We start from the raw sequence: 26,626 nt of genomic DNA, 5'->3' as shown, positions 1-26,626 counted from the left end.
ACGCCCATGAGCCTCCAGTCCCGTCCCCCCATCGTCCCGGTCCTGCCCGACAGCGCGCCCTTCTCCGCGGAGCAGCGGGCGTGGCTGAACGGCTTTTTTGCCGCCATCCTCTCCACCGAGACGGCGCCCGCGCCCATGGCCCTCTCGGCCGGCGACGCGGCGGCGCTGATGCCTGATATCTCCGCTCCCGCGCCTGCGGAAGAAGATGACGGCGCACCCTGGCACGACCCCTCCATGCCGCTTCCCGAGCGCATGGCGCTGGCCGAGGGCAAGGCCCTGCCCCGGCGCATGATGGCGGCCATGGCGCAGCAGGATTGCGGCCAGTGCGGCTATGTCTGCGAGACCTACGCCAAGGCGCTGGCGAGCGGCGCGGAATCAAAGCTCAACCTCTGCGCCCCCGGCGGCAAGGAGACGCTGCGGATGCTGAAGCAGCTCGCGGCGGAAACTTCGGCTCCGGCCGAGGCCGCGCCGGTCGCCGAGGCCCCCGCCCCTGCGCTCGCCCCCGCAGCCGCCGCCACCGGCACCCGCGAGAATCCCGGCGAAGTCACCTTCCTCTCCCGCACCCGCCTCAACAAGGCGGGCTCGGAGAAGGAGACGTGGCATGTGGAGTTCGACCTCGCCGGCTCCGGCATCGACTATGCCGCCGGCGACAGCTTCGGCGTCTTCCCGGTGAACGATCCCGGCCTCGTCGCCGCCGTGCTGGAGGCGCTGCACGCCCCCGCGGACTTCCCCATCGCCGGCCATACGCTCGCCGAGGTGCTGGCCCGCGAGGTGTGCCTGAAATCGGCGCCGGACGCGCTCTTCACCCTCATCTCCTATCTCGTCGGCGGCGAGCGCAAGGCGAAGGCCCGCGCGCTCGCCAATGGCGAGGACCCGGACGGCGACGCCGCCACCCTCGACGTGCTGGCGGCGCTCACGAAATTCCCCGGCATCCGCCCCGACCCGGAAGCCCTCATCGAGTGCCTGGAGCCGCTGCAGCCGCGCCTCTATTCCATCTCCTCCAGCCCCGTCGCCACCCCCGGCCGGCTCACGCTGACGGTGGATGCGGTGCGCTATGATCTGGAAGGCCGCACCCGGCTCGGCGTCGCCTCCACCTTCCTCGGCGACCGCCTCGCGCCGGGCACGCGGATGAAGGCCTATATCCAGAAGGCCCACGGCTTCGCTTTGCCGCAGGATCTGGCGAAGGACATCATCATGGTCGGCCCCGGCACCGGCATCGCGCCCTTCCGCTCCTTCCTGCACGAACGGCTGGCGACCAGGGCCCCGGGCCGCAACTGGCTGTTCTTCGGCCACCAGCGCCGCGAGACGGATTTCTTCTACGAGGACGAGTTGTCCGGCCTTCAGGCCGCCGGCTGCCTCACCCGCCTCGACACCGCCTGGTCCCGCGACGGCGACCGCAAGGTCTATGTGCAGGATCGCATCCGCGAGGCCGGCGCGGAGCTGTGGGGCTGGCTGAAGGACGGCGCGCATTTCTACGTCTGCGGCGATGCCAGGCGCATGGCGAAGGACGTGGAGCAGGCCGTCGCGGATGTGGCCGCCACCCATGGCGGGCTTTCGGCGGAGGCGGCGGCGAAATTCGTCGCCGATCTCAAGACCGCCGGGCGCTATCAGGCCGACGTGTACTGAGCTAGAAATGATGGCCACGCCTCAGGCAGGACCGGCATGAACGCCCCCCTCACCTCGCCCCCTTCGGTGAAGACCACCTGCCCCTACTGCGGCGTCGGCTGCGGCGTGAAGGCGACGCCGGACGGGCTGGGCGGCGCGCTGGTGGAGGGCGATCATGACCACCCGGCCAATCTCGGCCGCCTGTGCTCCAAGGGCGCGGCGCTGGGGGAGACGCTGGGGCTCGGCACCCGCCTGCTCCACCCGCTGGTGCGCGGGGCGGACGGCGTGCTCGCCCGCGCGAGCTGGGACGAGGCGCTGGACCGCATCGCGGGAGACCTCTCCGCCATCATCGACCGGCACGGGCCGCAGGCGGTGGCCTTCTATCTCTCCGGCCAGCTGCTGACCGAGGATTATTACGCCGCCAACAAGCTGGCCAAGGGCTTCCTCGGCACGGCGAACGTGGACACCAATTCGCGCCTGTGCATGTCCTCCTCCGTCGCCGGCCACAAGCGCGGCTTCGGCTCGGACACGGTGCCGGGCAGCTATGAGGATCTGGATGGGGCCGACCTCATCGTCCTCACCGGCTCCAACACCGCGTGGTGCCATCCCGTTCTGTTCCGCCGCATGGAGGCCGCGCGCAAGGCGCGGGGCACGAAGCTTGTCGTCATCGACCCGCGCCGCACCGACACCGGGGCGGAGGCGGACCTGTTCCTGCCCCTCGCCCATGGCACGGATGCGCTGCTGTTCTCCGGCCTGCTGGTGCATCTGGCGCAGAGCCCGGCCTTCGATGCCGCTTATGTGGAGGCGCACACGACAGGCTTTGGCGAAGCCTTGGAAGCCGCCCGCGCCGTGGCGCCCGATGCCGCAACCACCGCCCGCGCCTGCGGGCTGGCGGTGGCGGACGTGGAACGCTTCTTCGCTTTGTTCACCGAAACGCAGCGCACCGTCACCTGCTACTCGCAGGGGGTGAACCAGTCGGCGGTGGGCACCGACAAGGTGAACGCCATCCTCAACTGCCACCTCGCCACCGGCCGCATCGGGCGGGAGGGCATGGGGCCGTTCTCCCTCACCGGCCAGCCCAATGCCATGGGCGGGCGCGAGGTGGGCGGGCTCGCCAACCAGCTCGCCGCCCACATGGGCTTTTCCCCCGCCGAGGTGGACCGGGTGCGCCGCTTCTGGGGCGCGCCGCACATGGCGGAGCACGAGGGGCTGAAGGCGGTGGACATGTTCGCCGCCATCGGCCGGGGCGAGATCAAGGCCCTGTGGGTGATGGGCACCAACCCCGCCGTGAGCCTGCCAAAGGCCGACGCCGTGCGCACGGCGCTGGAAGGGCTGGAGCTGTTCGTCCTCTCCGAGAACGTGGTCGCCAACGACACCGCCGGATGCCGCCCGCATGTGATGCTGCCCGCCGCCGCCTGGGGCGAGAAGGATGGCACCGTTACCAATTCCGAGCGCCGCATCTCCCGCCAGCGCCCCTTCCTGCCCCGCCCCGGCGAGGTGCAGCCCGACTGGTGGGCGCTCAAGGGCGTTGCGCAGCGCCTCGGCTTCGGCGCGGCCTTCGCGTGGCGCGGGCCGGCGGACATCTTCCGCGAGCATGCCGCCCTCTCCGGCTTCGAGAATGACGGCGCGCGGGATTTCGACATCTCCGCCTTCGCCGGCCTCACCGAAGCGGCCTACGAGGATATCGCGCCGGTGCAATGGCCCGTCCCCACCGGCCGGGCGGAGGGCACCGCGCGCCTGTTCGCGGACGGCGGCTATTTCACGCCCGACCGGCGCGCCCGCTTCGTCGCCCCGCGCCCCGTGGTGGCGGTTTCGGCCGAGAACGATTTCCCCTTCCTGCTCAACACCGGCCGCATCCGCGACCAGTGGCACACCATGACCCGCACCGGCCTCGCGCCCCGCCTCGGCGCGCACATTCCGGCGCCGTTCGTCGCGGTTCATCCGGACGATGCCGCGCCGCTGGGGCTCGCCACGGGCATGCTGGCGGAGGTGACGAGCGCCCACGGCCGCGCGGTGCTGGAGGTGGTGGTGGACGCCGGCCAAAGACCCGGCACGCTGTTCGCGCCCATCCACTGGAGCCACGCCAATTCCTCCGACGGACGCGTCGGCGCGCTGGTGCATGCGGTGACGGACCCCATCTCCGGCCAGCCCGATTCCAAGGCGACGCCGGCTGCGCTGGCGCCCCATGCGGCGCCGTTCGAGGGCTTCGTGCTGGCGCGCCGGCGCATGGCGCTGCCGGAGGGCGTGTGGTGGGCGCGCGCGGCGCTGGAGGGCGGCTATGGCTGGCGCATCGCCGGCCGCATGGGGCCTGAGGACTGGGCGCAATGGGTGAAGGCGGAAGGCCCGGCGGACGTCGCCGAGCTGAGCGATACGCCCTCCGGCCTCTACCGCGCCGCCGCCTTCGATGCGGACGGGAGGCTCGACTTCGCGGTGTTCATCGGCGCCGCCGGCCAGCGCGTGGCGTGGGATGCGCTGAAGGGGCTGCTGGCGTCCGAGGTCTCGGCCGCCGACCGGCGCCTCGTGCTTTCCGGCCGCCGGGCGGGCGCGAATGCCGCCTGCGGGCCGCTGGTGTGTGCCTGCTTCGGGGTGCCGAAGGACACCATCCTCGCCGCCATCCGGGACGGCGCCGCCGATGCGGCGGCGGTGGGCGCGCGGCTCAAGGCCGGCACCAATTGCGGCTCCTGCCTGCCGGAAATCCGCAAGCTGATTCTGGAGGCGACGGCGCCGGCGTGAATTGAGGGCCGGAGGCGTTGCGAGATCGGTTGCGTCCGGGCTGTCGCAAGCCCCATCGATCCTACACCACCGTCATGGCCGGGCTTGACCCGGAAGTCGGCTGCTGCCGACTTCCGCCTTGGAGAACGGAACCCGCAAACATGCGGGCTCCGGCCATCCACGTGGCGAGGCTGGGAATGAAATTCACCAGCCGTCTCAGGCGGATCGACGTGGATGCCCGGGACAAGCCCGGGCATGACGCCGAATGACGGATTTAGACGCGCATTCCCGCACCGCGCGCATCGATGCGCTTGTCCGGGGAACGGCCCTTCGGTCAAGCCGGAGGGCGACAGGTCAACGGCCTAAAGGGAGGCGGAAGACCTCAGCCTTCCTTGCCTTCGGCCTTGGCGCGCTCGATGCCTTCGAGGATCAGCTTGTGCGCCTCGGCGGCGTCGCGCCAGCCGACGATCTTCACCCACTTGTTGGGCTCCAGATCCTTGTAGTGCTCGAAGAAGTGCTCGATCTGCTTGAGGGTGATCTCGGGCAGGTCGTTGTAGTTCTGCACCTTGTCGTAGCGCTTGGTGAGCTTGGAGGAGGGCACGGCGATGATCTTCTCATCCATGCCGGCCTCGTCCTCCATCAGCAGCACGCCGACGGGGCGCACCGAGATGATCGCGCCGGCCACGATGGCGCGGGTGTTGGCCACCAGCACGTCGCAGGGGTCGCCGTCGCCGGAGAGGGTGTGCGGGATGAAGCCGTAGTTTCCGGGATACCGCATGGCGGTATAGAGGAAGCGATCCACGAAGAGGGTGCCCGCGGCCTTGTCCATCTCGTACTTGATCGGCTCCCCGCCGATCGGGACTTCGATCAGCACGTTCACGTCGTGGGGCGGGTTCTTGCCGATCGGGATCGCGTCGATGCGCATGGGATGCTCGCTCTTGACACTGGCTGCGGGACTTCGGGTCCGCTCCGACCAAAGTCGAATCGGCGCCACGCAAGGCTGCGCAGGCGCTTCGGACCCGACGGGCGGGTGCCCGTCCGGGCGCTACCGCTGCCAAGCGAAGGCGGTCTTGTCCAGCGTTTTCGAACCGAACTGCTCGGTCGAGGATGCGACCGGTTGCCCCCCCAACGCCTGATAGAAGCCCACGGCGCTTTCGTTTTCCGCGAGCGCCCACACCACGAGACCACCAAGCCGGGCGATGGCGAGATCGCGCCGGGCGGCCGCGAACAGGCGCTGGCCGAAGCCGAGGCCCTGATATTGCGGGTGGAGGTAGATTTCGTAAATCTCGCCGCCATAGGGCAGCGCCTTGGCGCGGTTGCCGCCGTAATTCACGTAGCCGGCGATGTCCTCGCCCACGAGCAGGACGGACAGGCGGCTGCCTCTGCGGATGGCGGCATCCCACCAGCGCGGACCGCGCCGCTCCACCATGCGCTCCAGCTCGATGCCGGGGATGATGCCGCGATAGGCTGTCCGCCACGCGTCGTCATGGACCGCCGCGATCGCCTTGGCGTCGGCGGGCTTGGCCCTGCGGATCTCGATCAGGCCGGTCGTCATACCCGTGATGGAAGCAAACCCGGCGCCTTCCATCAAGGGGCATGACGCAGGACAGCCACAACCGGCGGGGGACGACGCCTTGAGCCTCGCCGCACGCGCGCCGAAACCGCGCGGCGGCATAGGCACTTAAGAGGTATCAGGCCGCAACCTCGGGGATGAGGCGCACGGTCATCACAAAGCGGCGTTCCTCGCCCGCGGGGATGTGGAGAAGGCCCGGCTTCTCCACGAACGGGCGGGTATCGCCCTCCGGCGTCGCATAGCCGGACCATGGCTCGATGCAGAGGTACGGCGCGCCGGGCTTGGTCCAGATGCCGAGGTCCGGCATGCCGGGAAAGGTGATGTCCAGCCCCGGCCGGCCCGGCACCCCATACTGGAGCCGGTGCGAATTGAGCCCGAGGAAGATCAGCGCATCGCGCTCGAACATGGCGTCATCCGGAGCCAGCACCCCCTCGGCGGCGGGGCTCGGCTCGCTGGCGCGGGAGAGCAGGCCGTTGACGGGGCGGTGGATGGGCGCGGGCTCGGGATGCTCGAAAATCACCCGGTGCTCGGCGCGCGTGCCGCCATAGGGCAGCGGCCAGAGGAAGGCGGGGTGGTAGCCGAAGCTCGCCGGCAGCACGCCAGGGCCGGGATTCGTCACCACCGCCTCCATGGCGAGCGTCGCGCCTTCGAGCGCAAAAGTGACCTCCAGCGCGAAATCGAACGGGTATTCGGCCCGCGTCGCCGCGCTGGGGAGAAGGCGGAAGGTGGCCCGGTCCGGCGCCTCTTCCACCACCTCGAACTCGGAGAAGCGCGCGAAGCCATGCCGGCGCATGGGGTGGCCCTTGCCCTCATGCACGAGGGTGAGGTCCGGCAGCTCGCCGACGATGGGGAAGAGCAGCGGCGCCCGGCCGGTCCAGAAGGCCGGATCACCGTGCCACAGCAAGGCGCGGCCCTCGGCGTCGGCCAGCGCCCGTAGTTCGGCGCCCAGCGTGGAAATCTCCGCCGACAGCGCGTCCGAGCGCAGCGATACGGTCCTGCCCATGGTGTCCCCCCGGTTTCTTCCCTGCGCCAGCTGTAGCACCCGAGCGAAGCAGGAGCACGGGCTGGCGCAGCCCTCCCCAACGTCAGACCTACAACCAAAGGCGCACGCGCGGTATCCCTCACCCGAAAGTATTAGACAGCAAGGCTTCTGCAACAAGTGGGTTTCCAAGTCGGAAAAACGCCCGCCGCGCCACGTAATAAAGCGTCAAAAAGCCACTCCAAACATTTACAGATCATCGATTCCCGCGCACTCCACAGAAGCAGGCAGCGCACTGCACAATACATTCGGCGTATGGCCGAAAGTACGGGGTTTCCTCAACTAGCGCGCGGCGTCGCCTCTGGTACAGAGTGCAGGGTGACGAGGCCGGTCGAGGCCAAGGTCGATCACGAAGATAACAACCGGGGCCCACGGGTACCGCGGGCTTTCAGGGAGGGCGACCCATGGACAATTCCGTGGCCGCACGCATTGCGGCCGATCCCAATTACCAGGCGCTGAAATCGCGCCGTTCGCGCTTCGGGTGGAGTCTCACCCTGGCGATGCTGGTCGTGTATTACGGCTTCATCCTGCTCATCGCCTTCCGCAAGGACCTTTTGGCCGCACGCATGGGTGACGGCGTGATGACCTGGGGCATTCCGATCGGCTTCGGCGTGATCGTGTTCACCATCCTCATCACCGCCATCTACGTCCGCCGCGCCAACGGCGAGTTCGACGCGCTCTCCGAGAAGATCAAGCAGGAGGCGCTCAAGTGAACGCGACGCTCCCGACCTCGTTCGCCCGCCGCGCGTTCGCCATCGGCGCCGCGGCCGCGCTCGTCCTCGCCCCCACCCTGGCGCTCGCCGCCGGCGGCGATCTCGGGCAGGCCGACAAGCAGGCCACCAACTGGACCGCGATCACCATGTTCGTGGTGTTCGTGCTGGGCACGCTCTACATCACCAAGTTGGCGGCCGCGAAGACCAAGTCGGCCGCCGACTTCTACACCGCGGGCGGCGGCATCACCGGCTTCCAGAACGGCCTCGCCATCGCCGGCGACTACATGTCGGCCGCCTCCTTCCTCGGCATATCCGCCGCGGTGATGAGCTCCGGCTATGACGGCCTCATCTACTCCATCGGCTTCCTCGTCGGCTGGCCGATCCTGACCTTCTTGATGGCCGAGCGCCTCCGGAACCTCGGCAAGTTCACCTTCGCCGACGTCGCCGCCTTCCGCTTCGCCCAGACCCCGGTGCGCGTGTTCGCCGCCTCCGGCACCCTGGTCGTGGTGGCGTTCTACCTCATCGCCCAGATGGTGGGCGCCGGCCAGCTCATCAAGCTGCTGTTCGGCCTCGACTACTGGATCGCCGTGCTGATCGTCGGCGCGCTGATGATGGTCTACGTGCTGTTCGGCGGCATGACGGCCACCACCTGGGTGCAGATCATCAAGGCCTGCCTGCTGCTCGGCGGCGCCACCTTCATGGCGGTCATGGTGATGTGGCGCTACGGCTTCTCGCCCGAGAAGCTGTTCGCCGCCGCGGTCGAGGTGAAGACCAACATCGCCGCCGCCAAGCCCGGCACCACGCCCCAGGCGGCGGCCGCGGCCGGCCAGTCCATCATGGGACCGGGCAACTTCATCAAGGACCCGATCTCGGCCATCTCCTTCGGCATGGCGCTCATGTTCGGCACTGCCGGCCTGCCACATATCCTGATGCGCTTCTTCACGGTTCCGAGCGCGAAGGAAGCCCGCAAGTCGGTGATGTGGGCCACCGCCTGGATCGGCTACTTCTACCTCCTGACCTTCATCATCGGCTTCGGCGCCATCACCTTCGTGCTCACCAATCCGGAGTTCCTCACCGGTCCCGGCGGCGGGCTCATCGGCGGCGCCAACATGGCGGCGGTGCACCTCGCCCATGCGGTCGGCGGCAACGTGTTCCTCGGCTTCATCTCGGCGGTGGCGTTCGCGACCATCCTCGCGGTGGTGGCCGGCCTCACGCTCTCGGGCGCCTCGGCGGTGTCGCACGACCTGTATTCGACGGTCATCAAGAAGGGCAAGGCCGACAGCGCCTCGGAGCTGAAGGTCTCCCGCATCACCACGGTCTGCCTCGGCATCCTCGCGGTGCTGCTCGGCATCGCCTTCGAGAAGCAGAACATCGCCTTCATGGTGTCGCTGGCCTTCGCGGTTGCCGCCTCGGCCAACTTCCCGGTGCTGTTCATGTCGGTGCTATGGAAGGACTGCACCACCAAGGGCGCCGTCATCGGCGGCTTCCTGGGGCTCCTGTCCTCGGTGGTGCTGACCGTGCTCTCGCCCTCGGTGTGGGAAGCCACCCTCGGCAACCCGGCCGGCTCCGCGCCGTTCCCCTACACCTCGCCGGCGCTGTTCTCCATGACGCTCGGCTTCGTCGGCATCTGGCTGTTCTCGATCCTCGACAACAGCCAGCGGGCGAAGATCGACCGGGCCGGCTTCCCGGCGCAGGAAGTGCGTTCCGAGACGGGCATCGGTGCGGCGGAGGCGTCGGGGCACTGACCCTTCGTCAGTCGCTCCATGCTAGGCTGACGCCATGCCACGGCCGGACCACATGACCGGCCCCCCGAACGGGGACCGCCGGGAGGATGAACCCCGGGCCGCCACGGCCCGGGGCACAGCCCCCCACGGTCCCGAGGACGCCCCCGCAGCGTCCGGCCCGCCCGCCCCCGGGCGGGCCTCGCCGTCAGAACGGGACCGGCGCGAGCTGGTCTCGCTCATGACCTCGCGGGTGCGCGACGTCTATCTGCGCAAGCCCTTCTTCGTGGACGGGGCGACCGACCTCGTCTCCCTCTGCCGCGACCTCTCCGCCCGCCGCCTCAGCGAAGCCGTGGTGCGCGACGCCGGCCGCATCGGCATCTTCACCACCACCGACCTGCGCGACGCGCTCACCCGCGACACGCCCCCCGCAGCCCTCTCGGTGCGCGAGGTCGCGACCTTCGAGCCCTGGTGCATCTCCCCCGATGCCGAGCTGTTCGAGGCGCTGATCCTCATGCTGCGCCACCGCATCCACCGCCTGCTCGTGCGCGAGGGTGGCGGACGGGCGACGGGCGAGGACGGCATCCTCGGCGTGCTCGGCCAGCTCGACCTGATGGCCTTCGTCGCCAACCATTCCCATCTGATCGCCCTTGAGGCCGCCCACGCGGGCAGCCTCGACGAGCTGAAGGCCGCCGCCCGCCAGATCGACAGCATGGTCGCCGTGCTCAGCGCCGACGGGGTGCGGGTGGAGGTGATCGCGGCGCTGGTGGGCGAACTCAACCGGCAGGTGTTCCGCCGCCTGTGGGAGCTGCTGGCGCCGGAAGAGCTGCGCGCCAAGTCCTGCCTCGTCATCATGGGCAGCGAGGGGCGCGGCGAGCAGATCATCAAGACCGACCAGGACAACGGCCTGCTCCTCGCCGACGGCTTCGCCTTCGCTGGCCTCGACGACATCACCGCGCGCTTCACCGCGGCGCTGATCGATTTCGGCTATCCCCCCTGCCCCGGCGGCGTCATGCTCAGCCGGCCCACCTGGTGCCAGCCGCTCTCCGCCTTCAAGGAGACGCTGAAGGACTGGATCCACGGCGGGGCGCAAGACGGGCCCATGAATCTCGCCATCTTCCTCGATGCCGTGGCGGTGGCGGGCGACGCCTCCCTGCTCGCGGCGGCGCGGGCGCATGTGGACTTCCTGATGATGGGCGACCACGGCTATTTCGCCCGCTTCGCCCAGGCGGTGGAACGCTTCGGCGAGAGCGGAAGCTGGTGGAGCCGCCTGCCCGGCCTCACCGGGCGCGGCGCGGCCGAGGTGGACCTGAAGAAGCTCGGCATCTTCCCCCTCGTCCACGGCGTGCGGGCGCTGGCGCTGGAGCACCGCATCACCGCCCTCGGCACCGCCGACCGGCTCGCCGCGCTGGTGGCGGCCGGGCACATGGACGAGGGCTTCGCCCGCGACCTCACCGATGCGCTGCGCCTGTTCATGGGCATGAAGCTCGCCAGCAACCTCCGGCAGATCGCCGAGGGCCGCGCCCCCGGCAATGCGCTGCGCCTCGCCGATCTCGGCACGCTGGACCGGCAGGCGCTGAAGGAGGCCCTCGCCATCGTGCGCGGCTTCAAGCAATGGCTCTCCCGCCACTACCGGTTCGACGCCCTATGAGCCCCGGCCGAGGTTCCGAAGACTCCCCCGAGCCGCCGGGAGGGCGCGGGCCGGACCGGCAGGGGCTCATCGCGCTGGCGGCGCTGGGCGTGCTCGCCTTCAATTTCCCGCTCTTGGCGGTGTGGGACACGGAGGCGACCGTCTTCGGCCTGCCGCTGCTGCCGGTGGCGCTGTTCGCCATCTGGGGCGCGCTGATCGCGGCTTTGGCGTTTGCGAGCGAGCGGCGCGGGCATGGGGCGGCCTCCCCCCTTCTCCCGGCCGAGCCGGACGAGCACTGAGGCGGCGCCATGTCACCCTTGCTCTCACCCGCCCTCTCCCCGGCCCTCGTCATCGGCGTCGCCGCGCTCTATCTGGCGGCGCTGTTCGCCATCGCCGCCTTCGCGGATCGGCGCGCGCGGGAGGGCCGCTCGCTCATCGGCAATGCGTGGGTCTACGGCCTGTCGCTGGCGGTCTATTGCACCGCCTGGACCTATTTCGGCAGCGTCGGCCGCGCGGCGACCACGGGCGTGTGGTTCCTGCCCATCTATCTCGGCCCCACGCTGGTGATGCTGGTGGCCTGGGTGGTGGTGCGCAAGATGATCCGCATCGCCCAGACTTACCGCATCACCTCCATCGCCGACTTCATCGCCTCCCGCTATGGCAAGAGCCCGCTGGTGGCGGCGGTGGTGACGCTGATTACCGTGGTCGGCATCGTCCCCTACATCGCGCTGCAACTGAAGGCCGTCTCAGCCGGCTACACGGTGCTCACCGCCACCGGCGCGCAGACGGCGGCGCCGAGCTGGTGGCAGGACGGGACGCTGCTCGTGGCGCTCGCCCTCGCGCTCTTCACCATATTGTTCGGCACCCGCCACCTCGACAGCGCCGAGCGGCACGAGGGCATGGTGGCGGCGGTGGCGGCGGAATCGCTGGTGAAGCTCGTGGCCTTCCTCGCGGTGGGCGCCTTCGTCACCTATGGCCTGTTCGGCGGCTTCGCCGATGTGTGGGCGCGCGCCTCGGCGCTGCCGGGGGTGAAGGGGCTGCTCACGCTTTCGAGCGCAGGAAACTTCGCCTGGGCGCAATGGTTCAGCCTCACTTTGCTCTCCGGCCTCTCCGTCCTGCTGCTGCCACGCCAGTTCCAGATGATGGTGGTGGAGTGCGTGGACGAGCGGCACCTGAAACGCGCCGCCTGGCTATTCCCGGCCTATCTCCTCGCCATCAACATCTTCGTCCTGCCCCTGGCGCTTGGCGGCCTGGTGCTGCTGGGCAAGGGTGCGGACCCGGAGACCTTCGTCCTCACTTTGCCGCTGGCGCACGGAGCGGGCGGGCTGGCGCTCATTGCCTATGTGGGCGGTCTCTCGGCGGCGACGGGGATGCTCATCGTCGAGACCATCGCCGTCTCCACCATGGTCTGCAACGACCTGGTGATGCCGGCGCTGCTGCGCCTCAAGCTCATCCGCGCCGACGGGGGCGACCTCACCCGCCTCCTCCTCAACATCCGCCGCGCCGCCATCCTCGGCGTGCTGCTGCTCGGCTATCTCTATTTCGGGGTGGCGGGGGAGGCCTATGCGCTGGTCTCCATCGGCCTCATCAGCTTCGCGGCGGTGGCGCAGTTCGCCCCGGCGCTGCTTGGCGGCATGTACTGGCGCGGCGGCACGCGCCTCGGTGCCTTGGGCGGGCTGCTCGGCGGCTTCGCGGTGTGGGCCTATACGCTCATGCTGCCCTCGGTGGCGAAATCCGGCTGGATGGACGGCGCCTTCCTCACCCACGGCCCATTCGGCATCGCCGCTCTGGCGCCGGAGCGGCTGTTCGGCCTCTCCGGCCTCGACAACCTCTCCCACGCATTGTTCTGGAGCCTCTTCGTCAACGGCGTGCTCTATGTGGGGCTCTCGCTCTGGCGTGCGCCGTCCGGGCGGGAGGCGAGCCAGGCGCTGCTGTTCGTGGATGTGTTCGCCCGTGGCCGCAGCGCCGCCGATCCCGTCTTCTGGCGCGGACGGGCGCACCGGGCCGATCTCGAAGCCCTCGCCCGGCGCCTGCTGGGCGCGGACACCGCCCGCCAGATCTTCGAAGACCACGCCCGCGAGCGCGGCACCGGCGACGTGGCGGACCTCACCGCCGACGCCCGTCTCGTGGACCTCGTGGAACGCCGCATCGCCGGCGTGGTGGGCTCGGCCTCCGCCCGCGTGCTGGTGGCGGCGGTGGCGGACGAGGAGCCGCTGGGTGCCGGCGACGTGATGGACATCCTCAACGAGGCCTCGCAACTGCGCGTCTATGCCCGCGCGCTGGAGGAGAAATCCCGCTCGCTGGAGATCGCCTCCGCCGAACTCTCCGCCGCCAATGCCCAGTTGCGCACGCTGGACGAGCTGAAGGACGACTTCATGTCGTCCGTGACCCACGAGTTGCGCACCCCGCTCACCGCCATCCGCGCCTTGTCCGAACTCATGCTCGACACGCCGGACATGGAGGGCGACCAGCGGCAGGACTTCCTGCGCATCATCGTGGGGGAGAGCGAGCGGCTGGGGCGGCTGGTCAACCAGGTGCTGGACATGGCCAAGATCGAATCGGGCCATGCTGAGTGGCACAGCACGGATGTGGACCTCAGGGCCCTCGTCGCCGACGCGGTGAAGGCGACGGCCGAACTCGCCCGCACCAAGGGGGCCGAGATCGTGCTCACCGCCCCCGCCTCGGTGCCGACCGTGAAAGCCGATCCCGACCGCCTCACGCAGGTGATGCTGAACCTCATCTCCAACGCCGCGAAATTCGTGCCGGCGCAAGGCGGGCGCATCGACGTGCGGCTGTCCGCCGACGCCGGCGGGCTGGAGGTGCAGGTGGAAGACAACGGCCCCGGCGTACCGCCCGCCGACCGCGACACCATCTTCGAGAAGTTCCGCCAGGGCGGCGACGCCCTGAACCGCCCGCCCGGCACCGGGCTCGGGCTTCCGATCAGCCGCCGGATCGTGGATCATTTCGGCGGAAAGATCTGGCTGGATCAACGGGAGGGGAAAGGCGCATGCTTCGCCTTCCGGCTGCCGCTCCGGTCCCAAGGGGCGAACGCCCCGACACTAACAATTTCGGCAGAAGCCGAAGAGACCACATGAGGAGGAAACGCCATGGACAGGGAGATCGCCATGGAGCCGGGCGCCCATCCCGCGCCCTGCCCGCAAGGGGCCAAGGTGCTCATTGCCGATGACGAGCCCAACATCGTCATCTCGCTGGAGTTCATGATGAAGCGCGAGGGCTTCGCCGTGCTGGTGGCGCGCGACGGCCGCGAGGCGCTGGAGACCATCCGCCGCGAGCATCCGCACCTCGTGCTGCTGGACGCCACCATGCCCGGCATGAGTGGCTTCGACGTGTGCGAGGCGGTGCGGGCGGACGCCGAGGTGCGCGCGACCCGCATCGTCATGCTCACCGCCAAGGGCCGCGAGACCGACATGGCCCGCGGCGTCGGCGCGGGGGCGGACGCCTATGTCACCAAACCCTTCTCCACCCGCGAGCTGATGCAGAAGGTGAAGGACATGCTGGCCGAGCCGCCCGCCGGGAGCCTGCCTGCATGAAGTTGCCGCGGGGGACGGGCGCCGTTCTGGCCATGCTACTGCCGGGGCTCGCCCTCGCTCTGTGGCTGGTGCTGGGCGCCGGCTTCCTGCTGATGGCGCTGGATGGCGCCGCGCGCACCGCGCTTGTCGGCACCCTCGCCCCGGTGGCCGAGAGCCATGGCATGGTTCTGGTGCTGTGGTGGGTGCTGTTCTCCGCCGGGGCCGGTCTGCTGGCGCGGCGGTTCTATGTGGCCCATGCGGAAGCGCCCGGGCGCCTCGCCGATGCGGCGCGGGTGCTGGCGGGCGATCCTGCCGCGCCTCACGTTCCCGCCACCGGCCCGGCCGGCCTGAAGGCGCTGGCGGAGGTGGTGAACGACCTCGCCGGCCAGCGCCGCGCGCTTCAGGACGACATGGCCCGGCTCGTCGCCGAGGCCAGCCGCGACGTCGCCTTCCAGCGCGACCAGCTCGCCGCCCTGATGGCTGAGCTGGAGCAGTCGGTGGTGGTGCTGAACCTCGAAGGCCGCATCCTCCTCTACAATGCCCGCGCCCGCACCCTCTTCCGCCGCCTGTTCCGCGCGCCGGGCAGCGCCGCGGGTGGAACTGGGGAAGGCGTCGGCGCCGATCCCATCGGCCTCGGCCGCTCCATCCACACCGTCATCGACCGCGCGCTGATGGACCATGCGCGCGAGACCGTGGAGCGGCTGATGGGCCGGGGCGAAGCTCGGCCCTCCGCCCGCTTCGTCACCACCACGCCGCTCGGCCATCTGGTGCGGGTGCTGCTCGCCCCCGTGCGGGCCGAGGCGGGGGGCGCGGTGACGGGGTTCGTGCTGCTGCTCGACGACATCACCGACGAATACGAGGCCCGCGCCCGGCAGGACCGCACCCTCATCGACCTCAACGAATCCGCCCGCGCCTCGCTCGCCGCCATGCAGGCGGCCCTCGACATGCTGGACTATCCCGACCTCGACGCGCCCGACCGCGAGCGCTTCCAGGCGGTGGTGCGCGACGAGGTGACGGGCCTCGGCACCCGCCTGTCGCTCGCCGCCGAGGCCACGAGCGACACCGGCGCCCGCTGGCCCCTGCAGGACATGCTGGGCGCCGACCTTGCGGCCGCCGCCGCCCGCCGCATCGCCGCCGACACCGGCCATTCCGTCGCGACCGATGCGGTGGATGCCGACATCTGGCTGAGCGTGGACAGCTTCGCCCTCATCGGCGCCCTCGCCTTTCTCGCCGCCCGCGTGGCGGAGGCCGAGGGCGGGGCCGATCCCGCCTTCGCGCTGCGCCTCGCGCGGGCCGGCGGGCGGGTCCATCTCGATCTCGCCTTCGCCGATGCCCATGCGGCGGCGGGCGGCGCCGGCTGGCCGGGCGCGCCCATGGGAGCCTCGCAACTGTGCGTCCGCGACGTGGTGGAGCGCCACGGCGGGGAACTCTGGCTGGAGCGCGCCCGCTCCGGGTCCGGCGCCTGCTTCCGCTTCCTGCTGCCGGCGGCTTCGGAAGGCCATGCCGAGGCGGCGGCCCCGGCGGAGAGCCGACCGGCCTATTTCGATTTCGACCTGTTCGCCGCCAGCGCCGGCAGCCACGCCAGCGACGACCGCCTTCTGAGCGACCTCGCCTATACGGTGTTCGACACCGAGACCACCGGCCTCGACCCGGCCGGCGGCGACGAGATCCTCCAGATCGGCGCCACCCGCATCGTCAACGGACGCATCCTCTCCAGCGAATGCTTCGACCAGTTGGTGGACCCCGGCCGTTCCATCCCCGAGGCCGGCATCGCGGTGCACGGCATCCGCCCCGAGATGGTGCGGGGCAAGCCGTCCATCGCGCGGGTGCTGCCCGCCTTCCACGCTTTCGCGGCGGAGACGGTGCTGGTGGGGCACAACGTGGCCTTCGACATGCGCTTCCTGACGCTGAAGGAGCAGGCGAGCGGCGTCGCCTTCGACCAGCCGGTGCTGGACACGCTGCTTCTCGCCGGCCTCGCCCATCCCGGCGAGGAGAGCCACAGCATGGAAGCCATCGCCGGCCGCCTCGGCGTCACCGTCTCCGGCCGCCACACGGCCTTGGGCGATGCGCTCGTGACGGCGGACATCTTCCTGAAACTGCTGCCCCTGCTCCGCGCGCGCGGCATCCGCACATTGGGCGAGGCACGGGCGGCGGCGGCGACGTCCTATTACGCGAAGCTGAAGTACTGAGGCCTCACCCCACCCCGTCCAGCAGCCCCGCCAGCGCCTCCGGCTCCAGCACCATGGCATCGTGGCCGGTGGGCATCTCGATGAAGGTCCATCCCGCCTGCCGCGCATAGGCCCGCGCCGGCTCCATGGGCAGATAGAGCGGATCGGTGCAGGAAATGTAGGTCGAGGGCCGCCCGTTGCCGACCGGGTTGGCCAGCGCGAGCGGGCTCTCGTAGGAGCCCACCGGATGGGGCGTGAGGCGGCGGCGCACCCAGTCCGCGCGGGGATGATCGGCGGGGACGCCGAAGGCCGTCACATCAGGCACCGGCATGGCGATGCCGCCCGCCTCCGCCATCTTGCGCCGCCGCTCCGCAACCACCTCCGCCGGCAGCACGCCGAAGGCGCTCTCGCCGTTCTGAAGGATAGTGGCATCGAGATAGACGAGCGCGCGGATACGCTCCGGCATGGCGTCCGCCACGCCGCTGATCACCGCGCCGCCATGGCTGTGGCCCACGAGGATGATGTCTTCAAGCTCCTCCGCCTCGATCACGCCGGCCACATCGGCGACGAAGGTGGCGAGGCTGATGTCGGGGCTCATGAGATGGCGACGCTCGCCGAGGCCGGTGAGGGTCGGCGCGAACACGCGATGGCCGCGCCCGCGCAGGAGGTCCGCCACCTCTCGCCAGCACCAGCCGCCGTGCCACGCGCCGTGGACGAGCACAAAGGTCTTCGGCGAAATCTCGTCTCCGGGCATGGGCGCGCCTCCGTTTCGACGGAGTGAAGCAGCCTTCTCCCGGCGCGGCAATGCGGATGAATTGCGCCCGGAGCGCCCCTCCCTTAAGCCTTCGCCGGAGACGAGAAAGGGCGCGACGATGGCGGACGAGACCCCCACCCTGAAGGACTTCGCCCTCGCCCTCTATGGCCGCGAAGGCGTGCCGCCCGCCTGCCTCGTCCTGCAGGACGCGACCGGGCTCGACGTCAACATCCTTCTCTTCGCCGCCTGGCGCGGGGCGGCGCTGCGGCAGGAGGTGGGGGCCGCCGACATCACCGCCGCGCGGGCGCGCGTGGCGGACTGGCACAATGAGGTGGTGAAGGCCCTGCGCACCGTGCGTCGCCGCCTGAAGACCGGCCCCAGCCCCGCGCCGGACGCACGCACGACGAAGCTGCGCGCGCAGGTGCAGGCCATCGAGATCGCCGCCGAGATCATCGAGCTGGAAGAGCTGAGCACACTCCCCGCCGGGCCGCCTGCGCCGCCCGAGGTCGATGCGGCAGCCCGCGCCCGCGCCGCCATGGCGCAGGTGGTGGCGTCCTTCGCCGGCCGGAAGCTCACGGAAGAGGAAGAGGCGGCCGTGCGCGCCATCGCAGCCGCGATCTGAGCCTCAGCGCGCGCGGCCCTGACCGGGGGTCATGAGGCCGCCCCCCGTCACGGCCGGAACGCGAAGGCGCCCGCGTGCCGCCGCTCCACGTCCTTGAGGGAGGCGAGATCCCGCACGCCGAGCTGGCCCATGGCCACCTGCACTTCCTCGGTGAGCAGTTCCGCCACATAGTCCGCGCCGCCGTCGCCGATGCCGGCGAGGCCGATGAGGAAGGCGCGGCCGCAGAAGGTGCTGGCGGCCCCCAGCGCCAGCGCGCGGGCCACATCGAGGCCGGAGCGGATGCCGCTGTCATAGAGGACGGTTGCTCGGCTCCCGACGGCCGCGGCGATGGCCGGCAGAACGTCGATGGCGGCCGGCGCGGCATCGAGCTGGCGGCCGCCATGGTTGGAGACGAGGATGCCGTCCACGCCGATGGAAATCGCCATCTCCGCATCGGCGGGGTGGAGGATGCCCTTCATCACCAGCGCACGCGGCCAGGCATCGCGCAGGCGCTTCACCGCTTCCCAAGAGAAGGTGCCCTTGATCTCGCTCTGAACGAAGCCGGCGGTCTTGGGCAAGGTCGCGGGCGCCGCCACGTAAGGCGCCATGTTGGCGAATTGCGGCGTGCCGGCCTTCGCCAGCGCCAGCGCCCACGGCAGGGCCAGGGCCACGTCGCGCACGGTTCGGGCGGTGGTGCGGAAGGGCACCACGAGCCCATTGTTGAGATCGCGCGGGCGCTTGGAGCGCACGGGCGCGTCCAGCGTCGCCACGAGGGCGCGGGCGCCCGCCGCCTCGGCCCGGCGCACCAGATCGAGGGTGACGAGATGGTCCCGTCCCGGCAGGCCGTAGAGCTGGAACCAGGTGCAGTCGCCGGCAAACGCCGCCACCTCCTCGATGGAGGCGCTGGCCAGCGTGCCCACCACATAGGGAATGCGCGCCTTCGCCGCCGCTGTGGCGAGGAGCTGCGTTGCGCCGGGCCACACCAGCCCGTCCACGCCCACCGGCGAGATGCCGATGGGTGCGCTGTAGCGGGTGCCGAAGAGATCGACGCCGGTGTCCACCGGTCCCGGCGCGCCGTAGCGCGGCACCAGCTTCACGGCGTCCAGCGCCGCGCGGTTCTCGGCGATGCCCACATCGGCGCCGGTGCCACCTTCGAGGAAATCCCAGGCGAAGCGCGGGATGCGGCGGCGGGCGGCGCGCTCCAGATAGTCGAGCGTCGGCATCCGCTGCTTCAGCCGCGCGGCAGCGCTGGTGCCGGAGCCAGCGCCCCAGGCTGCGGCGGGCACGGAGGCGGGTGGAACGGAGGCGGGTTGAGAAGCGCGCCCGCTGATGGCGCGGTCCGTCATGGCACGGCTCCCATGGCGTTTCCTCGTCTTGTCTTGTTCCCGCTGTGGTAGAGCGCCGGCCGCCATCACCGCAAATAATTACGGATTATCGGGGAAATCAGCGCGACTGATCTTTCCCCGGCCCCGCCGCCGCGTGGGCGACACCGGCGCCGCGGCGCGCACGAAGGTGGCGGCGGAGGTGGCGGCGTCCACCAGATCCTGCCGGATCACCTCCACCACCGCATGGGCCGCCGCCGAAATGGCCCGGCGCGGGTGGTGCACCATGGCGATGGAGCGCGTGAGGGGGGTGGCGAAGCGATGCCCACGCACCCGTCCGGCCGCCAGCACCTGATGCAAAGCAATGGTGGGCAGCACGGTGGCAAGATCCGTGGTCGCCACCACCTCACAGATGGCAGACAGCGTGTCGATCTCGATGCGTGGCTTCAGTTCGATGCCCGCCTCCGCCGCCTGCGCTTCGAGGATGGCGCGCAAGCCGTGGCGCTTGGAGGGCAGCACCAGATCGAGCCCGCCGAGATCGGCAAAACCGAGGCCATCCGGAACTTTGAGGGGCGCATCCGTGCGCGTGGCGAACACCATCTCCTCGTCGAGGATGTGCCGGGAGGCGAGCCCCCTTTTCTGCCGTGGAACATTGATGATGGCCAGGTCGAGTTGGCCGGTCGTCACCCAGTCCATCATGGTCTCGGTGTAGCCCTCGCAGGCGGAGAATTCCACGTCGGGATAGCGCGCGGCGACGGTGGCGGAAGAGTTCGCCAGCGTGCTCTGCGCCACCGAGGTGATGAGCCCCACCACCACCCGGCCGGACACCCGCCCATCGAGCCGCGCCATCTCCTGCATGGCGTGCTCCACGTCGCGCACGATGGGCGAGATGAGCCGTGCCAGCGCCTCCCCCGCCGGGGTGGTGGAAACACCGTGGGCGCTGCGGTCGAACAGCTTCTTGCCGAATTCGGCTTCGAGCTTGGCGATCTGCATGCTCAGCGCCGGCTGCACGATGTTGAGCTGGCGCGCCGCGCGGGTCACGTTGCCGGTCTCCGCGAGGCACAGGAAATACTGCATCTGCCTGAGGTCCATCGCGACTGTCCTTCGCGGTCCTGCTTGAAATCAGCATAAATGATAACGTCGATAACCATTCATTATTTGCAGTGATTACTACCTTTGTCTATGACCTGATAACCGGCTCACGGAGCCGTCGCCCAGAAGGCCGGAACGGCCCGTGGCGGGGAGGGATCGTCGGCAAGGACGGGCGCATGGCGCCCGAACGATGTGCCTTGCCTTTTCCACATCTCCCGTCCGGCCTCAGCCACATGTGCGGCAGCGCGCGGAGGAGATGCCATGCAGGATCACAAGCGTCTCGTCGTCGGCATCTCCGGCGCCTCCGGCGTGATCTACGGCGTCCGGATGCTGGAGCTTCTGCGCGCCGCCGGCATCGAGACCCATCTCGTCATGTCGCGCACCGCCGAGATCACGCTGGCCCACGAAACCGACCGCAAGGTGGCGGACGTGAAGGCCCTCGCCAGCGTCTGCCATTCCAACGACGACATGGCCGCCGCCATCTCCTCCGGCTCGTTCCGTACGCTGGGCATGGTGGTGGCGCCGTGCTCCATGCGGTCCATGTCCGAGATCGCGTCCGGCGTCACCGCCAGCCTGCTCAGCCGCGCGGCTGACGTGGTGCTGAAGGAGCGCCGCCGCCTAGTGCTGATGGCGCGCGAGACGCCGCTGCACACCGGCCACCTGCGTACCATGACCCAGGTGTCCGAGATGGGCGCCATCATCTCCCCGCCCATGCCGGCCTTCTATTCCCGCCCCGCCAATCTCGAAGAGATGATCGACCACACGGTCGGGCGGGTGCTCGATCTGTTCGACATCGAGGTGGGCGCCGTGCGCCGCTGGGGCGAGGAGAGTGGCCCGCGCCGCCGCAAGACGCCCCTGCGCCAGATCGCCCCCGCCAGCTGAATACCCTGACGTCCCGACCAGCGGAACCTGAGACCATGTTGGAACCCCGCCCCCGTCCCGCCACGCAGACCCCGCCGGACCTGCGTTCTTGGCTCGCCGACCTCGCCGCCCACGGCCGGCTGGCGGTCGCGCGGGAGAATTTGCCGCTGGCCGATAATCTCGCCGCCGTGGCCAAGCGCACCGAGCGCGACAAAGCGGTGCTCTTCCCTCATCCCGTGGGCGCGGACGGCAAGGCGCACGACATGCCTGTCGTGGTGAACCTCTTCACCCAGCGCGCATGGGTGGCGGATGCCCTGGGCGTCACCGAGGACCAGTTGCTGCCCCATTTCCTCGCCGCCGCCGCGAAGCCGACACCCTGTGTGGAAGTCACCTCCGCCCCCGTGCAGGAGGTGGTGCACACGCAAGTGGACCTCCTCGCCCAACTCCCCATTCCCTCACACAACGAGCTGGACAGCGGCCCCTACATCACCGCCGGCCTCCTCATCGCGCGCAATCCCGTCACCGGCGTACAGAACGTCTCCATCCACCGCTGCCAGATCAGCGGGCCGAACCGCATCGGCGTGCTGCTGCTGCCGCGGCATACGCTGGCCTACTACCGCATGGCGGAAGAGGCGGGCGCGGCGCTGGAGATCGCCATCGTCATCGGCGCACACCCGGCGCTGCTCCTCGCCTCGCAGGCCATCTGTGCGCTGGATGAGGACGAGATGGAGATCGCCGGCTCCCTCCTCGGCCGCCCGGTCGAGGTGGTGAAGTGCAGGACCAATGCGGTGCGCGTGCCGGCCGCCGCCGAGATCGTGGTGGAAGGGCGCATCCTGCCCAAGGTGCGCGAGCCGGAAGGCCCGTTCGGCGAATTCCCGCAATATTACGGCCCGCGCGCCGCCCGCGAGGTGATCGAGGTGGATGCGGTGACCCATCGCCGCCACCCGATCTACCACACCATCGTCGGCGGCTCGTTCGAGCATCTGGTGCTCGGCGGCGTGCCGCGCGAGGCGACGCTGCTGCAGCACCTCAAGCGGTCCTTCCCCAACGTGCTGGACGTGCGCCTCACCCGCGGCGGCACCTGCCGCTATCACCTCGTCGTCAAGATCGACAAGGAGCGCGAGGGCGAGGCCAAGAACATCATCCTGTGCGCCTTCGGCGGCCACTACGACGTGAAGCAGGTGGTGGTGGTGGACAAGGACGTGGACATCTCCAGCGCAGACGAGATCGAATGGGCGGTGGCCACCCGCTTCCAAGCCGACCGCGACATGGTGGTGGTCTCCGGCGCGCTCGGATCCAAGCTCGACCCCTCCACCGACGAAGGCGGCATCGGCGCCAAGCTCGGCCTCGACGCCACCGCCCCGCTCTCCGACGATCCCCTCGCCTTCCGCCGCATCCGCGTGAAGGGCGAGGAGAGCGTGGACCTCTCCGACGCGCTGGTGAAGGACCCCAACGCCGCCTTCGCCCGCATCGTCGCTCAGGTCTCCTGAACGGGTTGACCTGATCCAAAGCCGGCGCGGCCGAGCCGCAACCGCGCACAACAGAAGCCGGGCGCTCCGCGCACCGGCCACCCGACCGGGAGGATTTCCATGATCAGGACGACGACCCGCCGCCTCTTCTGCGCCGGAGCCTTTGCCATCGCCTTCGCCGCCGCCGGCACCGCGCAGGCCGCCGACAAGGTGAAGGTCGGCATCAACAATGTGGTGTCGGATGTGGTGTTCCACCTCGGGCTCGAGCGCGGCATCTTCGCCGCCGAGGGGCTGGACGTGGAGCTGATCGCCTTCGATTCCGGGCCGAAGATGGTCGCCCCGCTGGGCGCGGGCCAGATCGACGTGGGCGCGGGCGCCTCCTCCGCCGGGCTCTACAATGCCGCCGCCCGCGGCATCAACATCAAGGTGGTGGCGGACAAGGGCTCCACCCCGGTCCATTACGACTACATGCCGCTCATGGTCCGCAAGGAGCTGGTGGACAGCGGCAAGGTGAAGACCGTCGCCGACCTCAAGGGCATGCGCGTGGGGTCCGTGGGACCGGGTGCGGCCACCAACGCCAAGATGGCGCATCTCCTCGCCAAGGCCGGCCTCGGCTACAAGGACGTGAACCACACTTACATCGGCTACCCCCAGCAGATCGCCGCCTTCACCACCGGCGCCATCGACGCCGCCATCAGCACGGAGCCGTCCGTGACCCAGGCGGTGAACAACGGCGTCGCCGTGCGCTTCGTGGTGGACGGCTATCCCAACCAGCAGGTGGCCGTGCTGCTCTATGGCGGCGACTTCATCGCCAAGCGCCGCGACGTGGCCCAGCGCTTCATGAACGCCTATGTGAAATCGGCCCGCATCTTCAACGACGCCACCGCGGGCGGGAAGTTCGACGGCAAGGGCGCGGACGAGGTCATCAAGACCATCATGCGCACCACCGGCCTGAAGGACGCAGAACTGTTCAAGACCATGATCCCGAACGGCATCGACCCCGACGGCAAGGTCGATACGCAGAGCATGGCGGAAGACCTCAAGTTCTTCACCGAAAACGGCTATCTGGAGCGCCCGGCCAAGGTCTCCGACGTGGTGGACACCTCGTTCGCGGACGCCACCCTGAAGGCGCTAGGCCCCTACAAGGCCGCCCAGCACTGACGCGCGACCAGCGCGCGCGGGGCGCCCCCGCAGCGCTCGCCCCATCGGCATCCGGAGGACAGATTGATGGCCGTCGTGAGCATGTTGAACGTGAAGCCGAGCCCGGCGGCATCCGCGCCGCCGGTGCAGATTTCCATGCGCGGCGTGCGCAAGTATTTCGGCTCGTCCGGCTTCGTGGCGGTGGACGGCATCGACCTCGACATCCCGCAGGGCCAGTTCTTCGTCATCGTCGGCCCCTCCGGCTGCGGCAAGACCACCCTTCTGCGCATGCTCGCGGGGCTGGAGAGCGTCAGCGAAGGCACCATGAAGCTGAACCGGACCGACCCGAGCCGGCCGGAGAATTCCATGATCTTCCAGGGCGACAGCCTGTTCCCCTGGATGACCGTCTACGACAATGCCGCCTATGGCCTGCGCATGCGCGGCGTGGCGGAGAAGGACGTGGCGGAGAGTGTGAAGCTCTGGCTGGAGCGCATCGGCCTCTACCGCTTCCGCGACCGCTATCCCAACCAGCTCTCCGGCGGCATGCGCCAGCGCGTCTCCATCGTGCGCGCCTTCGCCAACGATCCGGAAATCCTGCTCATGGACGAGCCGTTCTCGGCCCTCGACGAGCAGAACAAGATGCTGCTGCATGAAGAATTGCTGCGCATCTGGGAAGCCACCAAGAAGACCGTTGTCTTCATCACCCATTCGGTGGACGAGGCGGTGACGCTGGGCGACCGCATCATGATCATGACCGCCAATCCGGGGCGCGAGAAGGCCATCATCGACGTGCCCTTCGCCCGCCCCCGCAACGTGCTGGAGCTGCGCCACGATCCCGCCTACGGCGACCTGGTGTTCCACATCTGGGAGCAGTTGCGCGATGAGGTGCAGCGCGCCCGCATGAACGCCGAGGGAGGCAAGTGATGGCAAGAAAGTCCAGCCTCATCGGCGAGCGTTTCATCGGGCTTCTCACGCCCCTCCTTCTGCTCGGCCTGTGGGAGGCGGCGGCGCGCATGGGGCTCATCGACGCCCGCTTCTTCCCGCCGCCCTCCAGCATCGTCCACACCTTCGGCGCGCTCGTCGCCTCGGGCGAATTGTGGACCAACCTCGTGGCGAGCCTGCGCCGCCTCTTCCTCGGCATGCTGCTCGGCGGCGTGCCGGCGCTGTTCCTCGGCCTCGCCATGGGCATCTCGAAGCCGCTGCGCGCGGCCATCGACCCGCTGATCTCGGCCACCTACCCCATCCCGAAGAGCGCCATCCTGCCCCTCGTGCTGCTCATCTTCGGCCTCGGCGAGATGTCAAAGGTGGTGATGGTGGCGCTGGGCGCCTTCTATCCCATCCTCATCAATACGGTGATGGGCGTCGCCAACATCGACAAGATCTATCTGGACGTGGGCCACAATTACCGCGCCAGCCGCTGGCAGGTGTTCCGCACCATCGCGCTGCCGGGGGCGCTGCCCTCCATCATGGCCGGGGTGAAGCTCGCCATGGGCATGGGCCTCATCCTCATCGCCATCTCGGAGATGGTCGCCGCCTCCGACGGCATCGGCTACATGATCTGGAACGCCTGGCAGGTGCTGACGGTTGACACCATGTATGTGGGGCTGTTGGTTATTGCGCTGCTCGGCTTCGTCTTCTCCGTCATCCTCGACGAGATCGAGCGTATGCTGATCCCCTGGAAGGCGAAAGCTTAAGCTTAGAAAGAGGCCGGATGTCGAACGCGCTCCGGATCGCGCACGGGGCCTTCGGGCGGGTCGCCCTTCTGGACATGGACCGCCCGCTGGTGCGCCATGCGCATCCGCATTGCCACGTCCTCCTCAAGGTCGAGGGCGCGGACACGCAATTCGCGGTCGGCGAGGGGCTCGTTCCCCTCACCGACCGTTCGTGCGTTCTGGTGAACGGCTGGGAGCCCCATGCCTATGTGCATGATCCCAACCGGCCGAAGACCATCATCCTCGCCCTCTACATCGAACCGGAGTGGCTGAAGACCTTCCGCCCCGGCTGGGTCGCCTCGGGCGGCGCCGGCTTCTTCGCGCAGCCGGGCGGCGAGGTGTCGCCGCGCATCCACCGCCTCACCCACGACCTTGCCGCTGCCATGATGGCCGAGCCCGATGCCAAGGCGGTGCACGAGGCGCTGCTGGCAGACCTGATGATCGCCGTGGTGGAGCGCTTCACCCCCTGGCGCAGCTTCTCCATCCGCGCATTGGACGGCCAGCGCCGCATGGACTGGCGCATCCGCCGCGTCGTGGACGGCATGCGCGCCAACCTTGCCGAGGAGGTGGACACGTCGACGCTCGCGAAGGAGGCGGGGCTCTCCCGCGCCCACTTCTTCCGCCTGTTCGAGGCCTCCACCAACGTCCCGCCGCGCATCTATCTCAACGTCATGCGGGTGGAGGCGGCGGTGGCCGCCGTGACCGCCGAGGATGGCAGCTTCACCCATATCGGCGAACGCCTGGGCTTTGCCGCCCCCTCCCATTTCACCCGCTTCTTCCGCGACCACACCGGCGTGACGCCGAGCGAATTCCGCGCCATCTCCCGCATCGCAATGTGAGGCCGGGGCATCGCGGAAAGTGCATGCCCGCACTCGACTTCGAAGCGCGGCGCCCGGCCGATTTCCCACCGCAGCGCACAACGGCAAATGAGACTCCTCGGTAAAAGCTGAGACGGCTCGGCATGGTCCGCGCCGCCCTGTCCCG

22 protein-coding genes are annotated in these 26,626 nt (G+C 69.6%); 16 read left to right on the top strand and 6 right to left on the bottom strand.

Features of this window, described 5'->3' with window-relative positions; translation table 11 throughout:
- Positions 1-6: 6 nt before the first annotated feature.
- A complete protein-coding gene (locus V5F74_RS20445) occupies positions 7-1,626 on the top strand; it encodes a sulfite reductase subunit alpha (protein WP_394009852.1) in 1,620 nt (539 codons plus the stop codon).
- 36 nt (positions 1,627-1,662) lie between these two features.
- Positions 1,663-4,338 carry a molybdopterin-dependent oxidoreductase gene (locus V5F74_RS20440; protein WP_394009851.1) on the top strand — a complete coding sequence of 892 codons (2,676 nt, stop codon included), beginning with the start codon at positions 1,663-1,665 and terminating at the stop codon, positions 4,336-4,338.
- Positions 4,339-4,699: 361 nt separating this feature from the next.
- On the opposite strand, the gene ppa is transcribed toward V5F74_RS20440, so the two are convergent.
- From ppa to V5F74_RS20425, 3 genes are all read right to left on the bottom strand, one after another.
- Entirely contained in the window at positions 4,700-5,242 is a 543-nt protein-coding gene (gene ppa, locus V5F74_RS20435; protein ID WP_029556675.1) for an inorganic diphosphatase, read from the bottom strand.
- 120 nt (positions 5,243-5,362) lie between these two features.
- A complete protein-coding gene (locus tag V5F74_RS20430) occupies positions 5,363-5,872 on the bottom strand; it encodes a GNAT family N-acetyltransferase (RefSeq protein ID WP_029556674.1) in 510 nt (169 codons plus the stop codon).
- Between the two features lie 136 nt (positions 5,873-6,008).
- Positions 6,009-6,893 carry an aldose 1-epimerase family protein gene (locus V5F74_RS20425; RefSeq protein WP_394009850.1) on the bottom strand — a complete coding sequence of 295 codons (885 nt, stop codon included), beginning with the start codon at positions 6,891-6,893 and terminating at the stop codon, positions 6,009-6,011.
- Positions 6,894-7,333: 440 nt separating this feature from the next.
- Here V5F74_RS20425 and V5F74_RS20420 point away from each other — a divergent pair, with 440 nt between their 5' ends.
- The 7 genes from V5F74_RS20420 (at position 7,334) to V5F74_RS20390 (ending at position 16,712) form a co-directional block, all read left to right on the top strand.
- Positions 7,334-7,642 carry a DUF485 domain-containing protein gene (locus V5F74_RS20420; RefSeq protein ID WP_024277041.1) on the top strand — a complete coding sequence of 103 codons (309 nt, stop codon included), beginning with the start codon at positions 7,334-7,336 and terminating at the stop codon, positions 7,640-7,642.
- Entirely contained in the window at positions 7,639-9,387 is a 1,749-nt protein-coding gene (locus V5F74_RS20415) for a cation acetate symporter (RefSeq protein WP_394009849.1), read from the top strand. The genes V5F74_RS20420 and V5F74_RS20415 overlap by 4 nt, the downstream gene beginning before the upstream one ends.
- A gap of 217 nt (positions 9,388-9,604) precedes the next feature.
- A complete protein-coding gene (locus V5F74_RS20410) occupies positions 9,605-11,014 on the top strand; it encodes a putative nucleotidyltransferase substrate binding domain-containing protein (RefSeq protein ID WP_394009848.1) in 1,410 nt (469 codons plus the stop codon).
- A complete protein-coding gene (locus tag V5F74_RS20405) occupies positions 11,011-11,292 on the top strand; it encodes a hypothetical protein (RefSeq protein ID WP_394009847.1) in 282 nt (93 codons plus the stop codon). Before V5F74_RS20410 ends, V5F74_RS20405 begins: the two co-directional genes overlap by 4 nt.
- A gap of 9 nt (positions 11,293-11,301) precedes the next feature.
- Positions 11,302-14,088 (top strand): ATP-binding protein, encoded by a 2,787-nt coding sequence (locus tag V5F74_RS20400; protein ID WP_394009846.1) that lies wholly within the window; start codon positions 11,302-11,304, stop codon positions 14,086-14,088.
- Between the two features lie 12 nt (positions 14,089-14,100).
- Positions 14,101-14,544, top strand: a complete 444-nt coding sequence (locus tag V5F74_RS20395) for a response regulator transcription factor (protein ID WP_374254764.1) — start codon at positions 14,101-14,103, stop codon at positions 14,542-14,544.
- Entirely contained in the window at positions 14,541-16,712 is a 2,172-nt protein-coding gene (locus V5F74_RS20390; protein ID WP_394009845.1) for an exonuclease domain-containing protein, read from the top strand. Before V5F74_RS20395 ends, V5F74_RS20390 begins: the two co-directional genes overlap by 4 nt.
- A gap of 4 nt (positions 16,713-16,716) precedes the next feature.
- Here V5F74_RS20390 and V5F74_RS20385 read toward each other — a convergent pair whose 3' ends face one another.
- Positions 16,717-17,445: an alpha/beta fold hydrolase gene (locus V5F74_RS20385; protein ID WP_394009844.1), complete on the bottom strand. Its 729-nt coding sequence runs from the start codon at positions 17,443-17,445 to the stop codon at positions 16,717-16,719.
- A gap of 118 nt (positions 17,446-17,563) precedes the next feature.
- On the opposite strand from V5F74_RS20385, the gene V5F74_RS20380 reads away from it, so the two are divergent.
- Entirely contained in the window at positions 17,564-18,067 is a 504-nt protein-coding gene (locus V5F74_RS20380) for a TIGR02444 family protein (protein WP_394009843.1), read from the top strand.
- A gap of 47 nt (positions 18,068-18,114) precedes the next feature.
- On the opposite strand, the gene V5F74_RS20375 is transcribed toward V5F74_RS20380, so the two are convergent.
- Together V5F74_RS20375 and V5F74_RS20370 are read right to left on the bottom strand one after the other, a co-directional pair.
- On the bottom strand, positions 18,115-19,392 hold the full coding sequence (locus V5F74_RS20375) for an alpha-hydroxy acid oxidase (RefSeq protein ID WP_394009842.1): 1,278 nt from the start codon (positions 19,390-19,392) through the stop codon (positions 18,115-18,117).
- Positions 19,393-19,470: 78 nt separating this feature from the next.
- The gene (locus tag V5F74_RS20370) at positions 19,471-20,460 is read right to left on the bottom strand and encodes a LysR family transcriptional regulator (RefSeq protein ID WP_394009841.1); all 990 of its coding nucleotides are present in this window, start codon (positions 20,458-20,460) and stop codon (positions 19,471-19,473) included.
- A 261-nt stretch (positions 20,461-20,721) separates the two neighbouring features.
- On the opposite strand from V5F74_RS20370, the gene V5F74_RS20365 reads away from it, so the two are divergent.
- The 6 genes from V5F74_RS20365 (at position 20,722) to V5F74_RS20340 (ending at position 26,481) form a co-directional block, all read left to right on the top strand.
- Entirely contained in the window at positions 20,722-21,342 is a 621-nt protein-coding gene (locus tag V5F74_RS20365; RefSeq protein WP_394009840.1) for a UbiX family flavin prenyltransferase, read from the top strand.
- Positions 21,343-21,377: 35 nt separating this feature from the next.
- A complete protein-coding gene (locus tag V5F74_RS20360; protein WP_394009839.1) occupies positions 21,378-22,811 on the top strand; it encodes a UbiD family decarboxylase in 1,434 nt (477 codons plus the stop codon).
- 99 nt (positions 22,812-22,910) lie between these two features.
- The gene (locus V5F74_RS20355) at positions 22,911-23,951 is read left to right on the top strand and encodes an ABC transporter substrate-binding protein (protein WP_394009838.1); all 1,041 of its coding nucleotides are present in this window, start codon (positions 22,911-22,913) and stop codon (positions 23,949-23,951) included.
- A 66-nt stretch (positions 23,952-24,017) separates the two neighbouring features.
- Positions 24,018-24,854 (top strand): ABC transporter ATP-binding protein, encoded by an 837-nt coding sequence (locus tag V5F74_RS20350; RefSeq protein ID WP_394009837.1) that lies wholly within the window; start codon positions 24,018-24,020, stop codon positions 24,852-24,854.
- Positions 24,854-25,624: an ABC transporter permease gene (locus V5F74_RS20345; protein ID WP_250164956.1), complete on the top strand. Its 771-nt coding sequence runs from the start codon at positions 24,854-24,856 to the stop codon at positions 25,622-25,624. Before V5F74_RS20350 ends, V5F74_RS20345 begins: the two co-directional genes overlap by 1 nt.
- Before the next feature lie 17 nt (positions 25,625-25,641).
- Complete coding sequence (locus V5F74_RS20340) at positions 25,642-26,481, top strand: helix-turn-helix transcriptional regulator (RefSeq protein WP_029556658.1); 840 nt, start codon at positions 25,642-25,644, stop codon at positions 26,479-26,481.
- Positions 26,482-26,626: the final 145 nt, after the last annotated feature.

The organism is Xanthobacter aminoxidans (assembly GCF_043193615.1).
Taxonomy (GTDB): Bacteria; Pseudomonadota; Alphaproteobacteria; order Rhizobiales; family Xanthobacteraceae; genus Xanthobacter; species Xanthobacter aminoxidans.
This window is presented reverse-complemented; position numbering and strand designations above follow the sequence as displayed.